Source organism: Saccharothrix isguenensis, from assembly GCF_052936305.1.
Map to the genome: position 1 here is coordinate 846,235 of NZ_CP193626.1, position 24,448 is coordinate 870,682.

27 protein-coding genes are annotated in these 24,448 nt (G+C 71.4%); 16 read left to right on the forward strand and 11 right to left on the reverse strand.

Annotated elements, in window-relative coordinates; translation table 11 throughout:
* Nucleotides 1–5 precede the first annotated feature (5 nt).
* Together ACRAKI_RS04230 and ACRAKI_RS04235 are read right to left on the reverse strand one after the other, a co-directional pair.
* Nucleotides 6–845, reverse strand: a complete 840-nt coding sequence (locus ACRAKI_RS04230) for a chromosome partitioning protein ParB (protein ID WP_447005734.1) — start codon at nucleotides 843–845, stop codon at nucleotides 6–8.
* Between the two features lie 28 nt (nucleotides 846–873).
* Nucleotides 874–1,542 carry a metallophosphoesterase family protein gene (locus ACRAKI_RS04235; protein ID WP_447005735.1) on the reverse strand — a complete coding sequence of 223 codons (669 nt, stop codon included), beginning with the start codon at nucleotides 1,540–1,542 and terminating at the stop codon, nucleotides 874–876.
* A gap of 105 nt (nucleotides 1,543–1,647) precedes the next feature.
* Between ACRAKI_RS04235 and ACRAKI_RS04240 the strand changes: the two genes are divergently transcribed.
* Nucleotides 1,648–2,733, forward strand: coding sequence for a DUF2332 domain-containing protein (locus ACRAKI_RS04240; RefSeq protein ID WP_447005736.1), 1,086 nt, complete (start codon nucleotides 1,648–1,650; stop codon nucleotides 2,731–2,733).
* A gap of 135 nt (nucleotides 2,734–2,868) precedes the next feature.
* Here ACRAKI_RS04240 and corA read toward each other — a convergent pair whose 3' ends face one another.
* Nucleotides 2,869–3,948: a magnesium/cobalt transporter CorA gene (gene corA, locus ACRAKI_RS04245; RefSeq protein WP_447005737.1), complete on the reverse strand. Its 1,080-nt coding sequence runs from the start codon at nucleotides 3,946–3,948 to the stop codon at nucleotides 2,869–2,871.
* A 289-nt stretch (nucleotides 3,949–4,237) separates the two neighbouring features.
* On the opposite strand from corA, the gene ACRAKI_RS04250 reads away from it, so the two are divergent.
* Both ACRAKI_RS04250 and ACRAKI_RS04255 read left to right on the forward strand, forming a co-directional pair.
* Complete coding sequence (locus ACRAKI_RS04250; protein ID WP_447005738.1) at nucleotides 4,238–4,744, forward strand: MaoC family dehydratase; 507 nt, start codon at nucleotides 4,238–4,240, stop codon at nucleotides 4,742–4,744.
* A 26-nt stretch (nucleotides 4,745–4,770) separates the two neighbouring features.
* Entirely contained in the window at nucleotides 4,771–5,856 is a 1,086-nt protein-coding gene (locus ACRAKI_RS04255) for a DUF2332 domain-containing protein (protein WP_447005739.1), read from the forward strand.
* A 27-nt stretch (nucleotides 5,857–5,883) separates the two neighbouring features.
* Here the strand turns inward: ACRAKI_RS04255 and ACRAKI_RS04260 are convergent, their stop codons facing one another.
* Nucleotides 5,884–6,297, reverse strand: a complete 414-nt coding sequence (locus ACRAKI_RS04260; RefSeq protein ID WP_447005740.1) for an NUDIX hydrolase — start codon at nucleotides 6,295–6,297, stop codon at nucleotides 5,884–5,886.
* A 143-nt stretch (nucleotides 6,298–6,440) separates the two neighbouring features.
* On the opposite strand from ACRAKI_RS04260, the gene ACRAKI_RS04265 reads away from it, so the two are divergent.
* From ACRAKI_RS04265 to ACRAKI_RS04285, 5 genes are all read left to right on the forward strand, one after another.
* Nucleotides 6,441–6,599 carry a hypothetical protein gene (locus ACRAKI_RS04265; protein ID WP_360453817.1) on the forward strand — a complete coding sequence of 53 codons (159 nt, stop codon included), beginning with the start codon at nucleotides 6,441–6,443 and terminating at the stop codon, nucleotides 6,597–6,599.
* Between the two features lie 38 nt (nucleotides 6,600–6,637).
* Nucleotides 6,638–7,198, forward strand: coding sequence for a PH domain-containing protein (locus ACRAKI_RS04270; RefSeq protein WP_447005741.1), 561 nt, complete (start codon nucleotides 6,638–6,640; stop codon nucleotides 7,196–7,198).
* 45 nt (nucleotides 7,199–7,243) lie between these two features.
* Nucleotides 7,244–8,101 carry a PHP domain-containing protein gene (locus ACRAKI_RS04275; RefSeq protein ID WP_447005742.1) on the forward strand — a complete coding sequence of 286 codons (858 nt, stop codon included), beginning with the start codon at nucleotides 7,244–7,246 and terminating at the stop codon, nucleotides 8,099–8,101.
* Between the two features lie 256 nt (nucleotides 8,102–8,357).
* Nucleotides 8,358–9,197 (forward strand): RecB family exonuclease, encoded by an 840-nt coding sequence (locus ACRAKI_RS04280; protein ID WP_447005743.1) that lies wholly within the window; start codon nucleotides 8,358–8,360, stop codon nucleotides 9,195–9,197.
* A 10-nt stretch (nucleotides 9,198–9,207) separates the two neighbouring features.
* Nucleotides 9,208–9,510, forward strand: a complete 303-nt coding sequence (locus ACRAKI_RS04285) for a hypothetical protein (protein WP_447005744.1) — start codon at nucleotides 9,208–9,210, stop codon at nucleotides 9,508–9,510.
* 19 nt (nucleotides 9,511–9,529) lie between these two features.
* Here ACRAKI_RS04285 and ACRAKI_RS04290 read toward each other — a convergent pair whose 3' ends face one another.
* The 3 genes from ACRAKI_RS04290 to ACRAKI_RS04300 form a co-directional block, all read right to left on the reverse strand.
* Nucleotides 9,530–10,402: an alpha/beta fold hydrolase gene (locus ACRAKI_RS04290; RefSeq protein WP_447005745.1), complete on the reverse strand. Its 873-nt coding sequence runs from the start codon at nucleotides 10,400–10,402 to the stop codon at nucleotides 9,530–9,532.
* 114 nt (nucleotides 10,403–10,516) lie between these two features.
* Nucleotides 10,517–11,833 (reverse strand): Rv3212 family protein, encoded by a 1,317-nt coding sequence (locus ACRAKI_RS04295; protein ID WP_447005746.1) that lies wholly within the window; start codon nucleotides 11,831–11,833, stop codon nucleotides 10,517–10,519.
* A gap of 403 nt (nucleotides 11,834–12,236) precedes the next feature.
* Nucleotides 12,237–13,904, reverse strand: coding sequence for a DEAD/DEAH box helicase (locus ACRAKI_RS04300; RefSeq protein WP_447008330.1), 1,668 nt, complete (start codon nucleotides 13,902–13,904; stop codon nucleotides 12,237–12,239).
* Nucleotides 13,905–14,257: 353 nt separating this feature from the next.
* Between ACRAKI_RS04300 and ACRAKI_RS04305 the strand changes: the two genes are divergently transcribed.
* Both ACRAKI_RS04305 and ACRAKI_RS04310 read left to right on the forward strand, forming a co-directional pair.
* Nucleotides 14,258–14,956, forward strand: a complete 699-nt coding sequence (locus ACRAKI_RS04305) for a ferritin-like fold-containing protein (protein ID WP_447005747.1) — start codon at nucleotides 14,258–14,260, stop codon at nucleotides 14,954–14,956.
* Nucleotides 14,957–14,997: 41 nt separating this feature from the next.
* Complete coding sequence (locus ACRAKI_RS04310; protein WP_447005748.1) at nucleotides 14,998–15,228, forward strand: DUF3107 domain-containing protein; 231 nt, start codon at nucleotides 14,998–15,000, stop codon at nucleotides 15,226–15,228.
* 97 nt (nucleotides 15,229–15,325) lie between these two features.
* Here ACRAKI_RS04310 and ACRAKI_RS04315 read toward each other — a convergent pair whose 3' ends face one another.
* Nucleotides 15,326–15,622, reverse strand: coding sequence for a DUF4873 domain-containing protein (locus ACRAKI_RS04315; protein ID WP_447005749.1), 297 nt, complete (start codon nucleotides 15,620–15,622; stop codon nucleotides 15,326–15,328).
* Nucleotides 15,622–16,386, reverse strand: a complete 765-nt coding sequence (locus tag ACRAKI_RS04320; RefSeq protein ID WP_447005750.1) for a TetR/AcrR family transcriptional regulator — start codon at nucleotides 16,384–16,386, stop codon at nucleotides 15,622–15,624. The genes ACRAKI_RS04315 and ACRAKI_RS04320 overlap by 1 nt, the downstream gene beginning before the upstream one ends.
* A gap of 66 nt (nucleotides 16,387–16,452) precedes the next feature.
* On the opposite strand from ACRAKI_RS04320, the gene ACRAKI_RS04325 reads away from it, so the two are divergent.
* Nucleotides 16,453–17,352 carry an AurF N-oxygenase family protein gene (locus tag ACRAKI_RS04325; RefSeq protein WP_447005751.1) on the forward strand — a complete coding sequence of 300 codons (900 nt, stop codon included), beginning with the start codon at nucleotides 16,453–16,455 and terminating at the stop codon, nucleotides 17,350–17,352.
* Nucleotides 17,325–18,227 (forward strand): alpha/beta fold hydrolase, encoded by a 903-nt coding sequence (locus ACRAKI_RS04330; protein ID WP_447005752.1) that lies wholly within the window; start codon nucleotides 17,325–17,327, stop codon nucleotides 18,225–18,227. The genes ACRAKI_RS04325 and ACRAKI_RS04330 overlap by 28 nt, the downstream gene beginning before the upstream one ends.
* Before the next feature lie 58 nt (nucleotides 18,228–18,285).
* On the opposite strand, the gene ACRAKI_RS04335 is transcribed toward ACRAKI_RS04330, so the two are convergent.
* A complete protein-coding gene (locus ACRAKI_RS04335; protein WP_447005753.1) occupies nucleotides 18,286–19,008 on the reverse strand; it encodes a TetR/AcrR family transcriptional regulator in 723 nt (240 codons plus the stop codon).
* A gap of 138 nt (nucleotides 19,009–19,146) precedes the next feature.
* On the opposite strand from ACRAKI_RS04335, the gene ACRAKI_RS04340 reads away from it, so the two are divergent.
* The 3 genes from ACRAKI_RS04340 (at nucleotide 19,147) to moeZ (ending at nucleotide 22,533) form a co-directional block, all read left to right on the forward strand.
* Complete coding sequence (locus ACRAKI_RS04340) at nucleotides 19,147–20,130, forward strand: alpha/beta fold hydrolase (protein ID WP_447005754.1); 984 nt, start codon at nucleotides 19,147–19,149, stop codon at nucleotides 20,128–20,130.
* Nucleotides 20,131–20,221: 91 nt separating this feature from the next.
* Nucleotides 20,222–21,256 carry a DUF3152 domain-containing protein gene (locus ACRAKI_RS04345; protein ID WP_447005755.1) on the forward strand — a complete coding sequence of 345 codons (1,035 nt, stop codon included), beginning with the start codon at nucleotides 20,222–20,224 and terminating at the stop codon, nucleotides 21,254–21,256.
* Between the two features lie 104 nt (nucleotides 21,257–21,360).
* Nucleotides 21,361–22,533, forward strand: coding sequence for an adenylyltransferase/sulfurtransferase MoeZ (moeZ, locus tag ACRAKI_RS04350; protein WP_447005756.1), 1,173 nt, complete (start codon nucleotides 21,361–21,363; stop codon nucleotides 22,531–22,533).
* Here moeZ and ACRAKI_RS04355 read toward each other — a convergent pair.
* Nucleotides 22,457–23,155, reverse strand: a complete 699-nt coding sequence (locus ACRAKI_RS04355) for a serpin family protein (protein WP_447005757.1) — start codon at nucleotides 23,153–23,155, stop codon at nucleotides 22,457–22,459. The two genes, moeZ and ACRAKI_RS04355, sit on opposite strands and share 77 nt — an antisense overlap.
* Nucleotides 23,156–23,576: 421 nt before the next feature.
* Here ACRAKI_RS04355 and ACRAKI_RS04360 point away from each other — a divergent pair, with 421 nt between their 5' ends.
* A complete protein-coding gene (locus ACRAKI_RS04360) occupies nucleotides 23,577–24,374 on the forward strand; it encodes a TIGR02569 family protein (RefSeq protein WP_447005758.1) in 798 nt (265 codons plus the stop codon).
* Nucleotides 24,375–24,448 lie beyond the last annotated feature (74 nt).

A 24,448-nucleotide genomic window follows, 5' to 3' on the forward strand; every position in this document is an offset into this window, starting at 1 on the left:
CGGCCTCACCGGCGCGAGCGGAGCGTCGAGATGACGTCCTGGTCCCACCGGTGCGTGCGGATCAGGCGGTAGCGCTCGGCGGCGACCCACATGTACGCCTCGGTCTCCGTCCGGTCGCCGACCAGCGCCGCCTGCCGCAGCATGTCCACCACCGGCACGTACTCCTCCTCGTACCACCGCTTGGCCACCGTCGCCCGGTCGAGGAGCGCGCCCTCGTCCTGCATCAGCCGGAACCCCCACGCCTCCACGTGCTCGCCGAGCTGCGCGTACTCCCACGGGTCCGTCAGCACCACCGCCGCCCGCGCCTCCCCGCCCAACGGCACCCGCTCCAGGAACAGCCGCCGGTAGTCCTTCACGATCAGGTCGCCCCGGTGCCGGATGCCGTGCGCCGGGATGCGGGTGACGACCTCCGTCACGTACGCGTCGATGACCTCCAGCCCCAGCGCGTGCGCGACCGACACCCGGTGGTGCCCGTCGTGGACGAAGTGCAGGTCACCGACCCGGTACACCTCGATGGGCGGCACCGCCTCGCCCCGTCGCTGGGCCAGCGCCAACCGCTGCCACCGCTCCCGCACCCGCGCCGACGTGGGCCGGAACCGGCGGTCGAAGTCACGGGTCCGGTCCACGCTGCCGACGATCGAGTCCAGCCTGATCGTCCGCAGCCCCAGCCGCCGCTCGCTGAGCATCCCCAGCGACTCCACCACCTCGTGGAACGGCAGCATGATGTTCACGTTGTCCGGCTCGCGGCGCAGCCACGTCGCCAGCCGCGACAGCACCTGGCGACGGCGGGCGCGCAGGAAGTCGTTCTCCGCGTCCGCCCGGGGGAAACCGGTGTCACGGGGCACGGCACTCCTCCAATACGACCGGGTCGAGCTATCCGGGGCGGTTGCCGGGCGGGATGTCCAGCACCTTGTAGCCCACCACGTTCACCACACGGGTCGAGTCCAGCACCCGGTCCTCCTTCAGGGCGCCGTGCGGGTGGATGTGCCCATGCAGCATCAACGGTGGGCGCAACCGCCGCACGACGTCGTGCAGGCACGCGAACCCCCGGTGCGGCGGATCGGGCTCGTCACCGCAGTTCAACGGCGGCGAGTGGGTCAGCAGCACGTCCACCCGGCGCCCGTCGCGCAGTTCCCGCCACCGCGCTGTCCGCACCACCCGCCGCGCCCGCCGCGCCTGCCGGCGCTCGGTCCACTGGTTCGGCCCGCCGCTGTACCGGATCGATCCACCGAGCCCCGCGACCCGCAACCCGGCCACGTCCACCACCCGCTCGTCCGCGTTCACCCAGCCCGCCGGGCCGGGCCAGCGCGCGGGGATGCCCGCCTGCGTCCACAGGCCCCGGACCTTGGCGTACCCGGTCAGGTCGACGTCGTGGTTGCCCGGCACGAACACGCACGGCCGGTCCAGCGCGCTCGCCAGGAACTCCAGGTAGTCGAACGGCAGGTCCCCGGCCGCGACGACCAGGTCCACCTCGTGCCGGCGCACCCCGTCGGTCCACAGCCGCTCGACGACCTCGTCCGACACCGCGAGCACCTTCGGCATCCACCGAGCCTAAGCGCTCCCGCCTGCCGGGACACCTCGTCGGTGAAGGGGTGAAACCACCCTTCTCCTCCTGCCGCACAAGGGAAACCGGGTTAACGTCACGGTGTGCTGGCCGAGTTGTTCCTCGACGCGTCCCGCGCCTGCCACGTCCACAGCCCGCTCACGCACTCCCTGCTGGTGTCGGCGGCGGACGACCTGGCGCGCGGCGGCGTCACCGCGCGGGTGATGGCGGGCGCCGAGTGCGACCGCCACGGCACCGTGCCCGGCCTCCGGTTCGCGGGCGCCCTGCACCGGCTGGTCCTGGAGGGCCGGGCGCCGACGCTCGCCAAGCACTACCCGACGGCGGGCGGCAGGCCGGACCTCGACACGGTGTGGGAGGACGCCCTGCCGGTGCTGCACGAGCACACCGACGAGCTGCACGCCCTGGTCACGTCCACCGTCGTGCAGACGAACGAGCCGGGCCGCAGCGCGCCGCTGTTCGGCGGCCTCCAGACCGCCACCCACCTGGCCGCCGCCGAGGCCGGCCGCCGGGCCACGTTCCCGATCCGGCTGCTGGAGGTGGGCGCGTCCGGCGGCCTGAACCTCCGGCCGCACCGCATCGCCTACCGCGTCGACGGGGTCACGTTCGGCGACCGGGACAGCCCGTTCGCCCTCGACCCGAGGTGGACCGGCCGGCCACCGGTCGACTTCGCCCACAACCTGCGCCTGGTCCGGCGGGCCGGCTGCGACGTCAACCCGGTGGACGTGTCCACAGAGGACGGGCGGCTGCACCTGTCGTCGTTCGTGTGGGCCGACCAGCTGCCCCGATTCGAACGCCTCCAGGCCGCCTTGGAGCTGGCCAGGCTCGACCCGGTCCGGGTGCAGCGGGCGACCGGCCCGGAGTGGCTGGCCGACCAGCTGGCCCGGCCGGAACGCGACGTGCTGACCGTCGTCTGGCACTCGGTGGTCTGGCAGTACGCGTCACCCGCCGACCGGGCCATGGGCCGGGCCATCCTCGCCGACGCCGCCGGCCGGGCCACCCGGATGGCGCCGCTCGCCCTGCTCGTCTACGAGCCGAGGCGCACGCACATGGCGGACAAGTACGAGTTCCAGCTCCTGCTCAAGCTGTGGCCGGCGGGCGTCTCGCTGCGCCTGGGCACGGGCGTCGGCCACGGCATCCCGTTCTCGTGGGACACCCAACCCTGGAGTTAGCCCTCAAGCACCGTTGGCGATGAGGACGGTGACCGTGGTGAGCCAGCCGAGCAGGAAGGTGAGCACCCAGAAGCGGGGGTTGAAGAACATCCTGGTCATGTCGGAACATCCCGTCGCGTGCAGGGGAAGGGGGACTCAGAGCCAGCGGTTGCGACGGAATATTCGGTACAGGGTGAGGCAGACGGCGATGATCATCGAGATCACCATGGGGTAGCCGTAGCGCCAGCGCAGCTCCGGCATGTGGTCGAAGTTCATGCCGTACACGCCGACCACCATGGTCGGCACGGAGATGATCGCCACCCACGCGGCGAGCTTGCGCATGTCCGAGTTCTGCTGGAGCGTGATCTTCGCCAGCACCGCGTTGACCAGCGTGGTCAGCAGCTCGTCGAAGTTGATCACGCGCTCGGACACCTCGGTGAGGTGGTCGTCGACGTCGCGGAAGTACGAGCGCACGTGCTCCGGGATCAGCGGCGTGTAGCCCTCCGCGAGCCGGCGCAGCGGCACGGCCAGCGGCATCACCGCCCGGCGCAGCTCCAGCACCTCGCGCTTCATCAGGTAGATCTGGTCGGCGCTGACCCGGCTGCGCGGCTGGAAGACCAGCGCCTCCATCTGGTCGATGTCGTCCTCGATGTGGTCGGTCACGTCGAGGTAGTTGTCCACCACGTGGTCGGCGATCGAGTACAGCACCGCGGCCGGACCGCTGCGCAGCCGCTCGGTCTCCTCCTCCAGCTCGCGCCGCACCGCCGCGAGCCCCGAGTGGTTGCCGTGCCGCACCGTCACCACGAAGTCCCGGCCCAGGAACACCATGATCTCGCCGCTCTCGACGATCTCGTTGGCCGTGTCCGGCGACTCGTTCTGGATGTACCGCACGGTCTTGAGCACCATGAACAGAGTGTTGTCGTAACGCTCCAGCTTGGGCCGCTGGTGGGCGTGCACGGCGTCCTCGACGGCCAGCTCGTGCAGCCCGAACGTGTCCGCGACGCCCTGGATCTGCTCCTCGTCGGGCTCGTGCAGCCCGATCCAGACGAACCCGTCGCCGCGCCTGCGCACCTCTTCGACCGCGTCGGTGTGCGTCCACAGCCCCGGCAGGCGCGCGCCGTCGACGTAGACGCCGCAGTCCACCACGTACGCCGACGGCGACAGGGGGACCGGCGCCACCACGGGGCGTTCCGGGACGCGGCCTCTCAGGCCGCCGAGTGAGGGCAAGCTGCGCACAGGGTCCTCCAGGTGGGGAGCGTCGACTCGACGAACGACGACGGCACGTCCCCGACCGGTACCGCTGGGCCTAGCTGTGGAAAGCCGGCTCCCCGATGAGGACGCGCGAGGTACTCGCAGGATGGGGGTCGTTGCTCATCGGTGGTCCTCACCTCCTCGGGTCGGCTGTCCGCGGCGGTGTAGTCGCTCACAGACCAGTTGCCGAGGGTACTCCCCCGGTGCTCACACTGTCGTCCCGGTCGAAGGGGTCTTCGATCACACGGGGAACAGCCAGCCAACGGAGGCGTGCGTGCAGTTCGGGCGTTACTACGAGGAGTTCGAGGTCGGCGCGGTCTACAAGCACTGGCCCGGGAAGACGGTCACCGAGTACGACGACCACCTGTTCTGCCTGCTGACCATGAACCACCACCCGCTGCACATGGACGCGCACTACGCGGCGGAGACGACCGACTTCGGCAAGAACGTGGTCGTGGGCAACTACGTCTACTCGCTGCTGCTGGGCATGTCCGTGCCGGACGTGTCGGGCAAGGCGATCGCGAACCTGGAGGTCGAGTCGCTCAAGCACATCAAGCCGACCTTCCACGGTGACACCATCTACGGTGAGACCGAGGTGCTGGACAAGACGCCGTCGAAGTCCAAGGACGACCGCGGCGTGGTCTACGTCGAGACCCGCGGGTACAAACAGGATGGAACGGTCGTCTGCGTGTTCCGCCGGAAGGTCATGGTGCCCAAGCGCTCCTACGGCGAAGCGCGCGGCGGCGAGCAGCCCGGCAGGCCCGAACCTTCCGCCGGCTGAGCCGGCAATCGGACAAAAGGAGTGAAGTGACCTCGCTGGATCTGGTGCGGCAAAGACTGGCCGGGTTCGCCCAGCGGGAGGCGCACGGCGTCTCCCCGCTCTACGAGCACCTGGCCTCGCACGCCGCCGACGATCCGGAGGTGGCCGGTCTGCTGACCGCCGCCCCGGAGCGGTTCGCGCACGCGACCCTGCTCCTGGCGGCGGCGCACCGGCTGGTGCAGGCCGAGCCGTACCAGGAGCTGTCCAACTACTACCCGTCCCTCGGCGGGACGTACGGCGCGGACGAGAACACGTGGCCGATGTTCCGCACCTTCGTGCTGGACCGGGCGGACAAGATGCGGGCGCTGATCGCCAACCGCACCACCCAGACCAACGAGGTGCGCCGCGCCGCGCTGCTCTACCCGGCGTTGGCGCAGGTCAAGGGTCCGATCGCGCTGTTGGAGGTCGGCTGCTCGGCCGGTCTGCTGCTGGGGCTGGACCAGTACGGCTACCGCTACCAGACCGAGCAGGCCGGGCAGCTGGTCGCCGGACCGGCGAAGGCGGCGCTCGGGCTGCACTGCGCGTTGGAGCCGGCGCCCGGCGCGGAGCTGCCGAAGATCCCCAAGACGGTGAAGGTCGCGGCGAAGGTGGGGCTGGACCGGGCGCCCGCCGACCTGACCGACGAGGACACGTACGCGTGGTTGGAGGCGTGCGTGTGGGCGGACCAGCCGGAGCGGCTGCGGCTGTTCGGCGTGGCCGCGAGCGTGCAGCGGAAGTCGCCGCCGGAGTTCGTCGTCGGCGACGCGGTCGCGGACCTCGGCAAGGCCGCCGCGCGGGTGTCGACGGACCTACCGCTGGTGGTCCTGACCAGCAGCGTCCTGCCGTACGTGCCGGGGGAGGAGTTCGTCCGGGCGCTGCGCGCGCTGGACCGCCCGGTGTGGTGGTTGAGCCACGAGGCGTACGCGGCGGGGCTGGTGCACGTGCTGCCGGGGCGGGACGACCTGCGGCCCGGTCCGGACGAGCCGGCGTACGGCGTGGTGGGCCTGGTCCGGGTCGAGGACGGCGAGGTGCGGTCCGCGCGGGCGCTGGCCAAGACCGCGCCGTACGGTCAGCGGCTGACCTGGCTGGCGTGACCGTGTCGCCCGATCGGGCGAAGTCGATCAGCTCCGGGGGAGCTGGTCCCACGCCCTGAGGGTGTCGTGGAGCATCTCGACCAGTGGAAGTGTGGCCAAGATCGCAGCGTCGGCCCAGCAGGCATCCGATGCGTCGTCCCCCGCCCGGAGGACGCCGGATCGCACCTGGCAGGCGTAGTCGCGGATCTCGTAGCGACCGCGTGGCGCCGGACGGGTGACGGTGCCGATCAACGCCCCGACGGTCACGGAGAGTCCTGTTTCCTCCAGGAGTTCCCGCACAATTGCGGTCTCGTCGGACTCGCCGTGCTCAACTCGGCCGCCCGGCAACGACCATAGTCCCTCACCTGGGGGATTGCTGCGACGCACGAGCAGTAGTCGCCCGTTCGAGTCATGCACGATGCCCCCGACACAGCGGATCGCGGGTTCCCGTTCGGCCGTCACAGTTACGAAGCGTAGTCACACCGGGTTGGCGGTGCAGCACGCTGACCCAAGTGCGGTACAAATCTCCCGACGTGTCGCGGAGTGCGGTACAACGGTTTTCACTGGCGCCAAACGGGTGCGGTAGCGAACGGGAGTTGATCACCGTGAATCTGAAGAAGATTCTCACTTTCGCCGGGGTCGGCTTGGTCCTGTTCTTCCTCATCGCGGAACCTCAGCAGGCGGCCCAACTCGTGCAGAACATCCTGGGCACCCTCCGGACGGCCGCTGAGGCGCTCATCACCTTCGTGAAACAATTGTTCTGAGTCGCCCGACTCCTCCCCCACGGCGAGAGGTCGCAGGCATGTTCGCACCACGTGACCCCGACGAGTACCTGCTCCCCACGGAGCGTCGGGTCATCCGGGTACGCAGGCACTGGAGCAGTCTGCTCTGGGATCTCCTCGAAGCAGGCGCACTGCTGGCCGGCGCGATGATGATCTCGTACCTGCTGCCGGACAACGCGGGCATCATCCAGAACATCCTCTGGTACGCCTCGCTGTTCGTGCTGCTCAGGCTGGCCTACTTCGTCATGGAGTGGTGGGTGGAGCGGATCGTCGTCACCGACAAGCGGTTCATGATCTCCTCGGGGGTGTTCGAGACCAGGGTCGCCATGATGCCGATCAGCAAGGTCACCGACCTGACCTACGAGCGCACGGTGCTCGGGCGCATGTTCGGCTTCGGCACCCTGGTCGTGGAGTCGGCCGGTCAGATCCAGGCGTTGAACCGGATCGAGTACCTGCCGAACCCCGAGGAGGTCTACGACGCCATCTCGGAGCTGACCTTCGGCGACAAGAAGGCGCAGGCCGAGCGGTTCTCGATGATCAAGGCGCAGCGGGCGGCGCGCGGCAAGAAGATGGTGCCGTGAGGCGGCTGCCGTAGTGGGCGGTGTGTCGTAGTAGAGACTGGCGGGGTGCGCATCGACCTGCACACCCACTCGACCGAGTCCGACGGCACCGACACGCCCGCGGAGCTGGTGACGGCTGCCGCCGCCGCCGGCTTGGGCGCGATCGCGCTCACCGACCACGACACCGCCGCCGGCTGGGCGGAGGCGGCCGACGCGCTGCCACCCGGCTTGAAGCTGGTGCGTGGCGCGGAGCTGTCCTGCGCGTCCGACGACGGCCGGGGCCGGGTCATCACCGTCCACCTGCTCGCCTACCTGTACGACCACACCTCGCCCGCGTTGGTGGAGGAGCAGTTGCGGCTGCGCCTCGAACGACGGCACCGGCTGCGCCGGATGGCCGAGCGGATGGTCGCCGACGGATTCCCGATCGACCCGGACGAGCTGATGGCGTCCATGCCGGCCGACGCGCCCGCCGGACGTCCGCACCTCGCCATGGCGCTGATCAGGGCCGGTGTGGTGACCACGGTGAACGAGGCGTTCGCCCGGTACCTGACCGGCGGCCGGTACTACGTGCCGCGGACCGACACGCCCGTGGCGCGGGCCATCGAGATGATCACCGAGGCAGGCGGGGTGACGGTGCTCGCGCACCCCTTCGCGCTGTCCCGGGGGCCGATCGTCACCGACGAGGTGGTGGCGGAGCTGGCGGGCCTGGGACTGGCCGGGGTCGAGGTGGACCACCCCGATCACGACGCGGAGACGCGGGTCCGGTTGCGCGGGCTGGCGGGGGAGCTGGGCCTGCTGACCACCGGGTCCAGCGACTACCACGGCACGAACAAGACGGTGCGGCTCGGCGCGGAGACCACGTCACCGGAGGTCTTGGAGGCCATCGCCGACAGGGCGACCGGCTGCAAGGTGATCGTCGGCTGAGTGTGTCGGACGGCCGCTGCTCCGCAGACGAAGAGTCGGTCGCCGGCAGTCGAACGATCGACGCGACCCATGAGGCGTGATCGGACGCGGCGCCACCCGCGAGGTCGCGTCGATCGTTCGGGTCTGGTTTTCCGGCGATCACGCCCTCCGATCGTCGGAAAACCAGACCCGAGCGGTCGACTTCCAGGCGACCGAGCCGCCGTCTGCGGAGCAGCGGCCTCCAACACTGTCGGACCCCCTGAGTAGCGTTGGGGTCGTGCAGGAGCAGTTGGGGTTCGACTTCGGCGCGATGCCGAAGAAGCTGGTGCGGGTGACGCCGGCGAAGCTCGCCACGTGGGCCGACTGCCCGCGTCGGTTTCGCATGGCCTACCTGGACCGGCCGTCGCCGCCGCGCGGTGGGGCGTGGGCGCACAACACCCTCGGCGCGGTGGTGCACAACGCGTTGAAGGCGCTGTTCGACCTGCCCGTCCAGCGGCGCACCCCGGAGCAGGCCGTGGCGCTGCTGCACCGGCAGTGGAAGAACGAGGGCTTCAAGGACGCCGAGCAGGCGGGCGTCTACCGCGACCGGGCGGTCGGGTGGGTGCGCGACTACGTCACCGGGATCGACACGTCGATCGAGCCGGTCGGCATCGAGCGGTGGGTGTCCACGCCCACGTCCAAGATCGTCGCCGAGGGCCGGGTCGACCGGATCGACCTGCGCGACGGCGAGCTGGTGATCGTCGACTACAAGACCGGTCGGCACGCGCTGACCGTGGACGACGCGCGGGGTTCGCAGGCGTTGGCGCTGTACGCGCTGGCCGCGCGGCGGACGTTGCGCAAGCCGTGCAACCGGGTGGAGCTGCACCACCTGCCGTCGGGCTCGGTGGCGGTGTGGGAGCACACCGAGGAGAGCCTGGCGCGGCACGTGGCGCGGGCGGAGGAGGCGGCGGACGAGTTGGCGTTGGCCACCGACACCCTCGCCGCGGGCGGTGACCGGGAGATCCTGTTCCCGCCGCGCACCGGCAACCAGTGCACGTGGTGCGACTTCCGCCGTTCGTGCCCGGAGGGTCAGCGGGCGTCGCCGGCGATCGACCCTTGGTCGTTGCTCGCGCCGTAGAGTTGGGCGGGTGACGATCGTGGACAGCAGACCCGAACCGCGCCTGGCGAGGCTGTGGCGAGGCGTCAGCGGCGCCCTGGCCGTCGGCTTGGTGCTGCTGGCGTTGGCGATGATCGGCGTGCAGGTCTACGCCGGCACCCGCGACCTGCCCGGCCCCGGCTTCGGCGTGGTGGTGGGGCACGTGGTGGCGGCCGTCGCGGCGGTGGTGGCCCAGGTGATCGCCGACCGCCGCAAGGGCTGGCTGGTGGCGGTGTGCGGCCTGGTGGTCGTGCTGCTGACGGCCGTGACGCTGTGGGTGTTCTGGTGGGCGTGACCCCGCGCTAGCCGGCGGCTCAGCTCAACCAGGCGCGCCAGGTCGGCAGGAGCGTGGCCAGCAGTGCGTCCGGGGCCTCGGTGTTCGGCGAGTGCATGACGCCGGACAGCACGGCGAAGTCGGCGTCGAGGCGTTCGGCCATGTCCCGCTGGCTCGCCGCCGACCAGGCGTCGTCGAACTCGCCGCACACCACGAGGCAGGGGATGCCGGACGAGCGCGCGACGCGCGCCAGCTTGGCGACCAGGTCGGGTTCGGTGCGCAACGCCTCCCCCATGCCCAGCAGGCCGACGGGGGACGAGCGGACGAACCGTTCGTGGTAGAAGTCCTTGAGCTCCTGCGGGATGACCTGCCAGCGCGGGTTCAGCGCCTGGCGCGCCTCGTTGACCTGCTGCGACGCTTCGACGCCTTGTTCGCGGAGCACCATCTCGCCGTAGTCGAGGGCGGTGCGGCGTCCGCCCGGCGGCAGCTCGGACGGACCGGACGAGAGGAGCGTCAGCCCCGACACCGGCGCACCGGCCAGCACCGCGCCGCGGGCGACCAATCCACCGAACGAGTGACCCAGCAGCAGCACGCGCCGACCTTCGGTGGTCAGCTTCGCGACCAGGTCGGCGATCACCGTGCCGAGGACGGCGGGGCGGTAGTCGGATTGCGCCGTCGGGCCGACCGATTCGTACTGGCCGGGCAGGTCGACGGCGACGACCTCGATCCCGGCGTCGGCGATCGGGTCGACCAGCGGCGCGAAGTCCTCTTTGGACCCGGTGTAGCCGGGCACGAGCAGCGCGGTGGCGCCGAGGTCACGTCCGGCGGCGGGCGCGCGGAGGGCCGCGATCGGGCCGTGCCGGCCGGGCAGGTCCACGCGGTCCGCGCGATGGGGGCTGAACTGCGAGTGCACGTCTCGCAGTCTGCCCCACCGGCCGCGCCGGCGCTGAAGCCTCACCGCGGTGGTTGCGCGCTGTTCACCGCTCTCGCGGTCTTCGGGGCATCCGGGGCCTTGGGGCCTTCGGCTTCAGCGCAGGGCGACGAGCGTGTCGCCGCGCTGCTCCAGCACGATCGGGCCTTCGGTGGCCATCCCGATCGGCCCGGTGTAGCCGCCGCGGTCGACCGGGATCGCGCCGACTTCCTGGCCGGTGAGCTGGTCGAGCACCTTGAGGCCGTCCGCGACCGGCAGCAGGAGGTGGCCGGCGAGCGTGGTGCCCGGACCGCGGGTGCCGTCCACGGTCCAGAGCGGGTTCAGCTCGACCGGCGACAGCGCGATCGTCTTCGAGCCGGTGAACCAGTAGACGTTCGCGGTGCTGGTGAAGGTCGACACCACCCGGCCGGGTGGGTCGCCCGCGAGTTCGTCGGCGCTGACGTCGACCGGGTAGTCCGCCACCAGGGCGCCGGTGTCGGCGTCGAAGACCACGATCCGGCCCGGCACGGCCACGGCGACCCGCGTTGCCGTCACCGCGATCACCCGGCTGCCCTTCTCGCCGACGATCGTGGTGGTGATGACCTGCGGTTCGTCGGCCTTCTCCGGGTTCGGCTTGAGCACCGTGATCCGGTCGGACGGGTCCAGCTCGGGGCAGCGCTCGATCAGCGCGATCTTGCCGCCGGTGACCGCGAACGAGCCGTACGTGCAGCCGGTGCGGGGCTGCTTGTTCGGGTTGACGATGGCCCGCAGGGTGCCGTACTCCAGGGAACGGACCAGGTCGTCGCGGCGGTAGACCTCGACGAACTTCTCGCCGGTGGTGAGGACGTGCGAGCCCTCGTTCAGCAGGCGGGTGCCGAGTTCGGCGTCGCCGTTGCGCTGCGGGCCGCGCTTGCCGGAGCCGATTTCGAGGGTGGTGACCTCGGAGCAGTTGGTGTCCTTGCGGTGCACCGCGAACACCCGGCCCCAGGCCGTGGTGACGGTGCACAGGGGCCAGTCGCGGGCGTAGCGCCAGCGGACCTCGCCGCTCAGCGCGTCGCGGCCGACGACCTCGCCGCCCTCGCCCGTGACCACGACCGAGTCGAGGTTCACCGGGACGGGTGTCACGTCGCTGGGGGCGCGCCAGCTCTCGGACAGCGACGGCGGCATGGCGGTGACCGGGATCAGCGGGCTGACCTCGGTCGGGCCGGTCTGGCTGATGGTGTTGTGGGCGTCGCCGGTGAACCACAGGACCAGGCTCGCGACCAGCGTCCCGACCACGACCAGGGCCACGCCGATGAAATCGCCCCTGGTGCGCCACGACCGGGCCGGCAGCGGTTCCGGGGTGTCGTCGTCCTGCGGGTCGACGGGCTCCGCCAGGACGTCCTCGTCCAGCACGACCTGCCCGTTCGACTCCGCCTGCTCCGGCTGGCCCACTGCCCGGCTCCCGATGGTCGGTGATCTATCGCGTTCGTCTGGCGACATGCTGCCACCACGGGGAAGAGGTCGGTGTGAGGCGGCGGCAGGTTCGCGCCTGAACTGGCATCCGGCCGCAGCTGGACCGGCGTCGGACCAAGCGCCGGGCCTGGCACCCGGCCACGCCCGGCCTGGCGGCGGATCCCGCCCGGCCTGGCGTCACGTCGGTCCGCGCCCGGCAGGGCGTCGGGCAGGGCGTTCACCGTCGCCCGTGTCCTGGTCCCGTGGTCCCTGGTGCTGTCCCGCTGGGTGGGGCGTTCCAGGGGGCTTCGGGGTGGTTCGGGGCGCCTCGTTCCAACCGAGGTACGAGAACAGCGTTTCCGTACATTGTCTTCCCCGCTCGGCCGCCCTGCTCGGTGCTGCCCTACTCGGCGGAAGCGGACTCGCCCGGGTCGCCGTCGCCCGTCGTGCGCCTGCGCCTGCGCCTGCGGGGACGGTCGCCCTCCGCCGACGGCACCGAAGACGCCGACTCGGTGGAGGCCGGCGCACCGGCGGTCACCTCGGCCGACGCCTCGGACGTCTGCCCACCCTCGACCGGCGCGACACCCGCACGGCTGCGGCGGCGACGGCGCGGACGGGTGCCGCCTTCCTCGCCCGAACCGGAGCCCGTGGTGCTGCTACTGCTGCCCGCGCTGGAACTCGTCTCCGGCGCCGGCGCGGCGTCTCCGCCTGCCCTGCCGGTGCGCTTGCGCTTGCGCGTCTTCTTGTCGCCCTTGAGGTTCTCCTCCGGCTCGGCGTCCAGGCCCGCGCGCGTGCGCTGGCCCATCGGCAGCCGACCGGTCGAACCCGAGGGGATGTCCAGCTCCGCGAACAGGTGGTCCGACGTCGAGTACGTCTCCACCGGCTCCGGCTTGCCCAGGTTGAGCGTGTCGCTGATCAGCTTCCAGCGCGGCATCTCGTCCCAGTCCACCAGCGTGACCGCGACACCCGTGCGCCCCGCGCGACCCGTGCGGCCGATGCGGTGCACGTACGTCTTCTCGTCCTCGGGGCACTGGTAGTTGATCACGTGCGTGACGCCCTCGACGTCGATGCCGCGGGCCGCCACGTCGGTGGCCACCAGCACGTCGATCTTGCCCGAGCGGAACGCCCGCAGCGCCTGCTCACGCGCGCCCTGCCCGAGGTCGCCGTGCACCGCCGCCGCCGCGAAGCCGCGCTCGACCAGGTCGTCCGCCACCTTCTGCGCGGTGCGCTTGGTGCGGGTGAAGACCATGGACAGACCGCGCTCGCGGGCCTGCAACGCGCGCGCCAGCAGCTCCAGCTTGTCGAGCGCGTGCGCCCGGTAGACGAACTGCTCGGTGCGCTCGTGGATCGCGCCCGCGTCGTTCTCCTCGGCCCGCACGTGCGTGGGCTGGTTCAGGAACGTCCGCGCCAGCGTGATGATCGGCCCCGGCATGGTCGCCGAGAACAGCATGGTCTGCCGCTCGTCCGGCACCATGCGGAGGATCCGCTCGATGTCCGGCAGGAAGCCCAGGTCCAACATCTCGTCGGCCTCGTCCAGCACCAGGTTGCGCACCTTGCCGAGCACCAGGTGGCGCTGCTCGGCCAGGTCCAGCAACCGGCCCGGCGTGCCGACGACCACGTCGACGCCCTTGCGGAGCGCCGCGATCTGCGGCTCGTACGGCCGGCCGCCGTAGATGGCCAGCACGCGCACGTTGAGGTGCTTCGCCGCGTCGGTCAGGTCGTGGGTGACCTGGAGGCACAGCTCACGCGTCGGGACGACGACGAGCGCCTGCGGCGTGCCGTCACCGGGGACGATGATCCGCTGGAGCAGCGGGACGCCGAAACCCAGGGTCTTGCCCATGCCGGTGCGGGCCTGGCCGATGACGTCGTCGCCGGCCAGCGCCAGCGGCAGGGTCAGCTCCTGGATCGCGAACGTGCGGTGGATGCCCGCCTCGGCCAGGGAGCGCACGATCTCCTCGCGCACACCCAGCTCGGCGAACGTGGGCGATTCGTTCTTGACCGGGGCGTCGGCCACGAGCGGGTGCGAGGTGTCCTCCGCGGGCACACCCGCCTCGCTGTGCTCCAAGGCCACCGGGTCGATATGGGTCTCTTCGTTCGTCGCGGTCAGGGTGATCGCCTCTCTCGTACCAGCGCGCACGGCCTGTACGGGCCGCTCGACCGCGTCCACCGCCACTCGGCCGTCGCAAGGGGCCGGGCGGGTGTCGCGGGAGGGCCAGCGAGGTATGCGCGCACCCTCTCCTGGCGGCACGGTGCCGCCGCAGTTCAGCCTTCGGCACCGCTGCGAGCCCCCATTGGGCCGCGCCGCGCACGGGCGTCAACTACCAAGTCTACCCGCCGCTTGGTCCGATCGTGCTGGAACGAGAGGTCGACTGCGGTTTCGCGTGCCTGGGGTGTAGCGCACGACACGCGACTAGGCTCGTGCGCATGAGCGACCCAGGAGTGGATCGAGCGGCGGGTCAGGTGGTCGAGGTGGGTGGGGAAGGCCCTCTGGCCGAGGGCATCGTGGACCTGCTGGGCGCGCTCGCGTACGGCGAGCTGTCGGCGTTCGACCGGATGGCCGAGGACGCGCGCAGCGCTCCCACGCTGGCGGGGCGGGCCGCGTTGGCGCAGATGGCGGCGGCCGAGATCGGGCACTACGCGCTGCTGGAGCGGTACCTGGCCGACCGCGGTCACTCGCTGGAGGAGGCCATGCGGCCGTTCGCCGCGGGGTTCGACGCGTTCCACGCCTCCACCGCGCCGCGCTCGTGGTCGGAGTCGCTGGTCAAGGCGTACGTCGGGGACGCGCTGGCGGCCGACTTCTACCGCGAGGTCGCGGAGTGGCTGGACGAGCCGACCAGGGAGCTGGTGCTCGCGGTGCTGGCGGACACGGGCCACTCCGCGTTCGCCGAGCGCGAAGTCCGGGCCGCCTGCGCCGCCGACCCGACGTTGCGCGACCGGCTCACGCTGTGGGGTCGCCGGCTGCTCGGCGAGGCGTTGACGCAGGCCCAGTACGTGGTGGCGGAGCGGGACGGGCTGGCCGAGCTGATCGTGCGCGGCTCGGGTGACCTGGCGGGTATCGCGGCGCTGTTCCGCCGGCTCCAGCAGAGCCACACGAGGCGCATGACGGTGCTCGGGCTCGGCTAGGGTTGGGCTTCGAAAGCATTCAACGCCGCACGGAGGTCAGCGTGGAGGTCAGGGTCGGGATCGCGGACAGCCCGCGGGAGCTCGTGGTGTCCAGCGGGCTCACCCCCGAAGAGGTCGAGTCGCAGGTCGCGGACGCGCTGAAGGCGGGCACGGGCCAGCTCGTGCTGGTCGACCAGAAGGGCGCCCGCTACGTGGTGCCCGCGGCGCGCATCGCGTACGTGGAGATCGGTCCGAGCGACGCCCGGCGGGTCGGTTTCATCTCCGGCGACTGAGCGTCCCGGCGACCGGTCCGGTGACTGGGCGGGCGCGGCTCCGGAACACGAGAAGGGGCACCCGATCGGGTGCCCCTTCCGCATTTCTCGTCCGTGGTCAGCCGACCGTGAACGGCGGGGTCGAGGTCCCCGCCACCCGGTAGCGCCGCCAGGGGTCGGGGTCGGTCAGCGACCCGGTCGCCGTGCCGTCGGGCGTGCGCAGCAGCGCCGTCCGCGCACCGCCCTCCACCAGCTCGGTGACCTGGTCGTTGGCGCCGACCCGGCCGTACCAGTGGTAGCGGCCGTCGATGGGCTGGAAGTAGCCGCGCAGCTCGACGTCCACCGGCACCTCCCGCTCGTCGAACACCAGCACGGCGCTGCCCGTGTACCCGTCCTCGTGGTGCTCCTCGGACATCAGGCCTCCTCGGTGTTGTCATCGGGCTTGACGTCGGCTTCGGCGCCGACGAGCCGCAGGCGGGGTTCGTCCAGGAGGTCCGCTCCCGGGAAGTCCGTGGTCAGCGGCGCGTCCGGGTCGAGTTCCACGCCGGCGGAGCGGAGCAGGCCGTCGAGGGCGTGCCAGATGATCGTGGTGAGGTAGCCGCTCAGGCTCGCCCGCGTCATCGACTGCCGGTCCAGCCACCAGTCGCCCGCGTTCTGCACCATGCCGACCAGCGCGTGCGCCCACGGCTCGGCGCCGCCGGAGTCCATCCCGAACCCGCGCAGGTAGTCGCCGAGCAGCCGGGCCAGGGCCGCCGCGATGAGCTGCTTGTCCTGGTCGACCACGTCCTGCTCGACCGGCCGGTCGGTGAACGACTTGCGCACCACGAACCGGTACAGGTTGGGGTGCTCCTCGATCACGGACAGGTACGCGTCGACGATGCGCTTGATCCGGACGCGGAGGGGGCCGTCCTCGGCGATCGCGGGGCCGAGGCGGTCCATCAGCGTCTCGGTGCCGCGCTGCCCGACCGCGAGGTACAGGTCGGACTTGTCGGCGAAGTGCCGGTACAGCACCGGCTTGCTGACGCCCGCCTCGGCGGCGATCTCGTCCATGCCTACGTCCGGGCCGTGCTTGGCGACCGCGCGGATGGTGGCCTCCACGAACTCGGCGCGCCGCGCCTCGCGGTGGCCCTTCCACCGCTCGCGGCGTGCGTCCGTGCCGCCCTTGACAGTTCGAGCCATGTCACGCACGCTACCAGAAGTAACCGTTACCTCAAGTTACACATACCGAACCCGGGGAGGGACCCGATGACCAGGACCTCGAAGGTCGCGGATCGTGAGAAGACCGCCGAACGCCTGCTCAACTCCTCCGCCGACAAGTTCTACGACCCGGAGGTGGACATCGACTGGTCCGCGCCTCTGGTGGACGGCCTGCGGTACACCCCCGAGCACCGGTGCTCGCTCTACGGCACCGAACTGTGGGACCGGATGAGCCCGGAGCAGCGGATCGACCTGTCGCGGCACGAGGTCGCCAGCATCGCCAGCGTCGGCCTGTGGTTCGAGATCCTGCTGATGCAGATGCTGCTGAAGGAGGTCTACCGCTCGGACCCGACGACCAAGCACGCGCAGTACGCGCTGACCGAGATCGCCGACGAGTGCCGGCACTCCACGATGTTCGCGCGGATGGTCGAACGGATCGGCTGCCCGCCGTACGGACCCGGCCGGCGCGTCTACCACCTCGGCAAACTGCTCCCGGTGATCGGCTACGGGCCCGCGCTGTACGGGTCGATCCTGGTCGCCGAGGAAGTCCTGGACCGGTTGCAGCGCGAGGCGATGGTGGACGAGACCGTGCAGCCGCTGGTGCGGATGGTCAACCGGATCCACGTGCTGGAAGAGGCGCGGCACGTGCGGTTCGCCCGGGAGGAGGTCGTCCGGGGCATGGCGAAGCTGACCAAGAAGGAGATGGCCTACCAGCGGTGGCTCATCGCGACGACGTCGATGTTCATCACCCGGTCGATCGTCAACCCGGAGGTCTACGCGGCCGTCGGGCTGGACAAGGCCGAGGCGTACAGGGCGGCGGTGACGAACCCGAACTGGCGGGAGACGATCCGCTGGTCGGGCGAGCGGATCATGAAGTTCCTGGACGAGGTGGACCTCATCGGGAAGCCGGGGATGCACGCATGGCGCCGGTCGTTCCTGCTCGGGTGAGCCGGGCGGACCCGCCGTGGGCGGCGGACCGGCGGTTCGTGACGTCGGACGGCACGGCGCTGCACGTCGTGGACACCGGGCCGCGCGACGCGGAGCTGACGACCGTGCTGCTGCACGGCTGGACGCTGGACCACACGTCGTGGGACCTGGTCGCCCCCGGGCTGCCGGGTCGGGTGCTGCGGTACGACCACCGCGGTCACGGCGGGTCGGGGCCCGCGCCGGTCGGGTCGGCCACCATCGCGCGGTGTGCCGACGACCTTGCCGAGGTGATCGCGGCACGGGTGCCCACGGGGCGGATCGTGCTGGTCGGGCACTCGATGGGCGGCATGACGATCATGGCGTTGGCCGAGCAGCACCCCTCGCTGCTCGACCGCGTCGCCGGCGTCGTCCTGGTCGCCACGACTTCGGGTGAGCTCGCCGGGTCGACGCTGGGGCTGCCCCCTGTCGTCGGGCGGGCGTTCATGGTGGGGGAGAAGGCGGTGAACCGGCGGATCGCCCGGCTGCGGCGGGCGGAGCTGCTGCGCCGGACCGGGGTCGCCAGACCGGGACTGCGGTGGCTGCTGTTCGGCAAGCGGCCGTCGTGGCGGCACGTCGCGTCGACGGCCGCGATGGTCGGCCGGTGCCACCCGGTGAGCATGGTCGGGTTCCGCGACTCGCTGAACGAGCACGACCGGCGCAAGGCGCTGGCCGAGTTCGCCCGCGTCCCGGCGGTGGTGCTGGCGGGCACGGAGGACCGGCTCACGCCGTTGCGGCACGCCAGGGTGCTCGCCGAAGAACTGCCGCACGCCGAGCTGGTGCTCTACCCGGGCGCCGGCCACATGCTGCCCTTCGAGAGGGCGGACGAGGTCGCAGCGCACGTACGGGCACTGCTGTGACGACGAAGTGGGGGTCGCCGTCGGGGACGGCCCCCACTTCGCGTGCTCGGTGCCGGGACTAGGGCCGGGACTCGGGCTGGTGCTCCGACTGGGACTCCGGCTCGAACTCGGACCGGGGTTCGGCCTGGTGCTCCGGGTGCTGGAGCGGGAAGCCGCCGCCGATGCCGCGCCAGGCGAGGTTCGAGATCAGGGCGACCGCGTCCTCCTTGGCGAGCTGACGGTCGTCCGCGAGCCACGCACGTGCCGTGACCTGCGACAACCCGACCAAGCCGACCGCGAGCAGCCGGGCCCGGTGCTCGTCCAGGCCGGCGTCGGCGGTGATCGTGTCGGTGATGGCCTCGACGCTGTCCGTCGTCGCGCGCTCGACCGCGCGCGCCACCGCGGGCTCGCCGCGCAGGTCCGACTCGAACACCATCCGGAACGCCTGGCCCTCGCCGTCCACGAAGTCGTAGAACGCGGCGACGGCGGCCTTCACCCGCTGCTTGTTGTCCGTCGTGGACGCCAGCGCACCGCGCACGCGGTTCACCAGCTCGTCCACGTGGGACTCCAGCAGCGCCATGTACAGCTCCAGCTTGCCGGGGAAGTGCTGGTAGAGCACCGGCTTGCTGACCCCCGCGCGCTCGGCGATCTCGTCCATCGCGGCGGCGTGGTAGCCGTTGGTCACGAACACGTCCTGCGCCGCGGCCAGCAACTGGGCACGTCGAGCGGTGCGTGGCAGCCGTACACCCCGCCCCGCCGCGCCGCCGTGGTGCCCGACCGCAGTCTGGGCCGTCTCCGTCATGGTGCCTCCAGCCAACCAACTCATCACGGAACCGGAAAGGGGTTGCCCTCACGGCTCGTCGGCAACCTTACTCGCTGGTAGCAGCGTTCCGGGAAAGCTTCCCGTTTCGTAGGACGCCTGTGCAGGCATCCTTGAGGCGTGACCGAGACGTTGGAGGCGCGCAGAACCGCCATCACCCACGTGCCCCTGTCCACCGCCCCGCTACCTCCGCTCGACACAACGATCGAACCGTGGCCTGGTGACTGCGTCGAGATCGCCGGGCACGGCCTGCACGTCCGGCGCACGCCCGGTCCGGCCGACTCCACCGCCGTCTACGTGCACGGACTGGGTGGTTCGTCGACCAACTGGACGGACCTGTCCGCGCAGCTGCGCGAGCACGTCGACGGGCACGCGCTGGACCTGCCGGGGTTCGGCCGGTCCGAGCCGGTCGACGGCTACGACTTCCGGATGGCCACGCACGCACGTGTCGTGATCGAGTACATCGAGTCGCTCGGCCCCGGCCCGGTGCACCTGTTCGGCAACTCCATGGGCGGCGCGATCACGCTGATGGTCGCCTCCGCCCGCCCCGACCTGGTGCGCACCCTGACCCTGGTCTCGCCCGCCGTGCCGGACCTGCGGCCGAGCCTGCGCCGGGTGTCGGACCGGCGGCTGCCGCTGGCGTTCCTGCCGGTCGTCGGGCAGCGGGTGCAGGAGCAGCTGGCCGCCGTGACGCCGCGTGAGCGGACTCACCAGATGCTCCGGCTGTGCTTCGCGGAGCCGCACTCGGTGCCGGAGCACCGCATCGCGCAGAGTGACCGCGAGTACACCGAGCGGTCCGCGCAGGCGTGGGCGGGCAACGCGCTGAGCCGCAGCACGGTCGACCTGATCCGCACCTGGCTGGTGCCGCGGTCCAAGTCGATGTGGCTGCTGCCGCCGAAGATCACCGCGCCGACGCTGGTCGTCTGGGGGACCGAGGATCGACTGGTCAGCGTGCGCAAGGCGCCCAGGGTGGCCCGGCTGATCCCGCGCGGGCGGCTGCTCGTGCTGCCGCGCACCGGGCACGTGGCGCAGATGGAGCGGCCGGTGTCGGTGGCCCGTGCCGTGCTGGGCATGTGGGAGGCGGTCGAGCGGCAGGAGTGGTGACGGTCGGTGAGGCGCACCGGATCGGCTGCTCGCTGACGCGTGGGTCACCTGGAATCCGCCGCACGGGTGTGGTTGTGGCACCCTGGTCGGCGTGAACCGGACGTCGCAGGGCGAGCGTGACGCGCCGCCGTCCGCTGATGACCGGCCGCCGCTGTCCGAAGACCGCTACCGCCGCGGGGCGCGCCGCACCGCCGCCGAGCCGCTGGCCGCGTCCTGGGAACCGGCCGGTCCGAGGCACCGCAAGCGCCAGAAGGGCATGCGCGGGCTGATCGCGAGCTACGGCTGGCGGATCTACGCCGTTCCCGTGCTCCTCGTGCTCACGGCGCTGGTCGTGCTGGACACGGCCGCGCCGACGACCGGCAACGAGTTGGCCGGCGGGCCGATCGACGCCGCCTCCGGCGCACCGGCGCCGAGCTCCACCCCCGGTCCTCCGGAGGCCACCGAGAGGCCGCCGCCCGCGATCGACCTGGCGAACTTCCCGACCGCGCAGCTGCCGGACGGCCCGAAGTTCTCCGAGCAGGGCGCGGGCACGTTCGCGGTGGTCCCGGGCACCACGCCGCAGGTGGGCACCGGGAAGCTGTACCGGTACGACATCGCCGTCGAGGACGGCGTCGAGCCGTCCGACTACGGCGGCGACCGCGACGCGTTCGCCCGGACGATCGACGGGTTCCTGGCCGACCCGCGCAGCTGGGTCGGCACCGGCACGGCCGCCCTGCAGCGGGTCGAGGGCGGCGACGTCGACTTCACCATCGCCCTCACCACGACGAACACCGCCCACGCGGTGTGCGGGTTCTCGATCCAGTTCGAGGCGTCGTGCTGGCACCCGTCGAGCGGCCGGGTGATCATCAACACGGCCCGCTGGGTGCGCGGTGCGAAGGCCTACGGCAACGACATCAGCGGCTACCGCACCTACGCGATCAACCACGAGGTCGGGCACGCGCTCGGCAACGGCCACGTGGGCTGCGCGGTCGAGGGCGGCTTCGCCCCGGTGATGATGCAGCAGTCGTTCGGCGTGGCCAACGACTACGTCGCGCAGCTCAACTCCGTCCCCGGCGGCGACCGCGCGGCCGTGGTGGCGGACGGCAAGGTGTGCAAGCCGAATCCATTCCCGGTCGCACCCGAGTAGACGGTCGCGTCCCGCGCTGTGGGACGACTTCCCATCGGGGAAGACGGACGGGCAGGCTGGCGTTGTCCGTCTGTACAGGACATGTTTCGTCGAGGAGGACTCAGATGGCGCTTCCGCCGCTCGTGGAGCCCGCAGCGGAGCTGACCAAGGAGGAAGTCGCGCGGTACAGCCGCCACCTGATCATCCCGGATGTCGGGGTCGACGGGCAGAAGCGGCTGAAGAACGCGAAGGTCCTGGTCGTCGGCGCGGGCGGGCTGGGCAGTCCGGCCCTGCTGTACCTGGCCGCGGCGGGTGTCGGCACGCTGGGCGTGGTCGACTTCGACATCGTCGACGAGTCGAACCTCCAGCGGCAGGTCATCCACGGCCAGTCCGACATCGGCAAGCCCAAGGCGGAGTCGGCGCGGGACTCGGTGGCCGAGATCAACCCGTTCGTGAAGGTGGTGCTGCACCAGACCCACCTGAACTCGGAGAACGCGCTCGACATCTTCCGCGACTACGACCTCATCCTGGACGGCACGGACAACTTCGCCACCCGGTACCTGGTCAACGACGCGGCCGTGCTGCTGGGCAAGCCGTACGTGTGGGGCTCGATCTTCCGGTTCGAGGGCCAGGTCAGCGTGTTCTGGGAGGACGCGCCGAACGGCCAGGGCCTGAACTACCGCGACCTCTACCCCGAGCCGCCGCCGCCCGGCATGGTGCCGTCGTGCGCCGAGGGCGGCGTGCTGGGCGTGCTGTGCGCGTCGATCGGCTCGATCATGGTGACCGAGGCGATCAAGCTGCTGACCGGCATCGGCGACCCGCTGCTCGGCCGGCTCATGGTCTACGACGCCCTGGAGATGTCCTACCGGACGATCAAGATCCGCAAGGACCCCGAGAGCATCAAGATCACCGAGCTGATCGACTACGACGCGTTCTGCGGTGTGGTGTCGGACGACGCCCAGCAGGCCGCGGCGGGCAACACGATCACGCCGCTGGAGCTGAAGCAGAAGCAGGACGGCGGGGAGGACTTCCTCCTGGTGGACGTCCGCGAGCCGCACGAGTACGAGATCGTGAAGATCCCGGGCTCGGTGCTCATCCCGAAGGACCGCATCCTGTCGGGTGAGGCCCTCTCGGAGCTGCCGCAGGACAAGCAGGTCGTGCTGCACTGCAAGTCCGGCGCCCGTTCGGCGGAGGCGCTGGCCGCGCTGCACAAGGCCGGGTTCAAGGACGCCGTGCACGTGGGCGGCGGCGTGCTCGCCTGGGCCCGCGAGGTCGACCCCTCGCTGCCGACGTACTGATCCCACGCACTGATCCACGCACCAGACGCCGGGGCCGCCTCCACGGGCCGCCCCGGCGTCGTGCGTCCTGCGGCTCGCTCACCTCGGCCAGGAACAGCAGCAGGCCGGTCCTGCGGTGGCGGACGGCCAGCAGGAACGGCCGGTCGAACCGCACCACCAGGGCCTCCCGCGGGTCGTGCGACCCCATGAAGGCGATCACCGCCGTGGCCGCCGCACCCTCGACGCCTTGCTCGTTGACCCGGAGCGTCGCCTGGTGCAGCACCTTCCCGACCATCAGCCACGAGTCGAACAGCGGTCCGGCGCCGAGCGCGCGCAGCGGGGCGGCGAGTTCGGAGGCGGCGGTCAGGTCCACCTTGGGCAGGTACAGGTCGACCTCGGTGAACCGCGCGCCCGTGAGCAGGTCGGCGAACGTCTCCCCGTCGAGTTCCGCCGTGGCCAGTGGTGCGTCGGGCATGAGGGCGACCACGTCCATCGCCTCGTCGCACGGGATGAGCAGGGCCTGCCGGCCCTGGCGCGCGGTGTGGCCGAAGGCTCCGACCCGGTGCATCGTCGGCACCACCCGCTTGCCCGAGGGTGCGCGGAACTCGCGGGGACGGGTGTCCTCGGCGGGGAACTCCTCCACCCACGCGGCCTTCGCGCATGGTGTCGGTCGACGTGACGGCGTCCTCGCCGGCCGCGATGGCGAGCAGCTTCGCCATCCGCTCGACGTCGGCGCGCAGCACCTCGGCCACCGCGGCCCCGGTGTCGTCGCCCGCCGCGCCGGCAGCGGCTGCACAGCGCCGCCGCCACCGAGAACGGCGACCAGCAACCGGTTGCCGGCGGGCAGCTCGCGGTGCAACCCCAGCGCAAACGCCGCATGAGTGATGTCGGTCATAATTTCCCCCTGGCGCGAGGTCGATTTCCAGGCGACCGGGCAACCGTCCGCGGAGCAGCAGCCATCCAACCCAGACCGCAATATTGCGGTTGGGCCAAATGCGTGGACACCGCGCGTTTCGGCGCCGGAGGTCCACCAACGGAAGCCCTCGTGCAGGTAGCGTGCCGGCGTGACCCCATCTCCGGAGCCGCCACCGTCGCACGTGCGTGCTGCGTTCGGCGCGCGGGACGCCGAGCCGGAGTTGATCGACGGGGGCCCGGTCTGGCGGTGCGGTGACGCGGCCATCCGCCCGGCGGGCAAGCCGGCCGAGGCCACCTGGGTCGCCAAGACCCTCGACGCGCTCGACGTCGAGAACCTGCGCGTGGCCCGCCCGCTGAGGTCCACCGACGGCCGGTACGTCGTCGGCGGCTGGGCGGCGACCAAGTACCTGTCCGGCCGGGCCGAGCCGAGGCACGACGAGGTCGTGGACGTCGCCGTGAAGCTCCACCGGGCGACCGCCGAACTGCCCAAGCCGCGGTTCCTGGACGCCCGCACCGACCTGTTCGCCACCGCCGACCGCTGCGCGTGGGACGAGGAGAGGGCCGACCTCGACCCTGACCTGGGCGGCCGGCTGTTCGAGCTGTGCGCGGCCTACCGCAAGCCCGTCGCGCTCAAGCCCCAAGTGGTGCACGGCGACCTGTTCGGCAACGTCCTGTTCGCCGGCGACGCCGCCCCCGCGATCATCGACTTCGTCCCCTACTGGCGTCCCGGCACGTACGGCGCGGCGGTCGTCGTGGTCGACGCGCTCGCCTGGGGTGGCGCGGATCACGGCATCCTCCAGCGCTGGGCGCACCTGGAGGAGTGGCCGCAGATCCTCCTGCGGGCGACCCTGTTCCGCCTCGCGGTCCACGCCCTGCACCCCCGTTCGAGCAGACAATCTCTTGTCGGGCTGGAGCGGATGGCCGCCAGGGTCGTCGAGTCGCTGTGACCTCACCCTCGACGCAGGCGTGCTGAGCAGTCAAGTTCGCGCGGACGAAACATCACGCGTTCCGCCGTTAACAG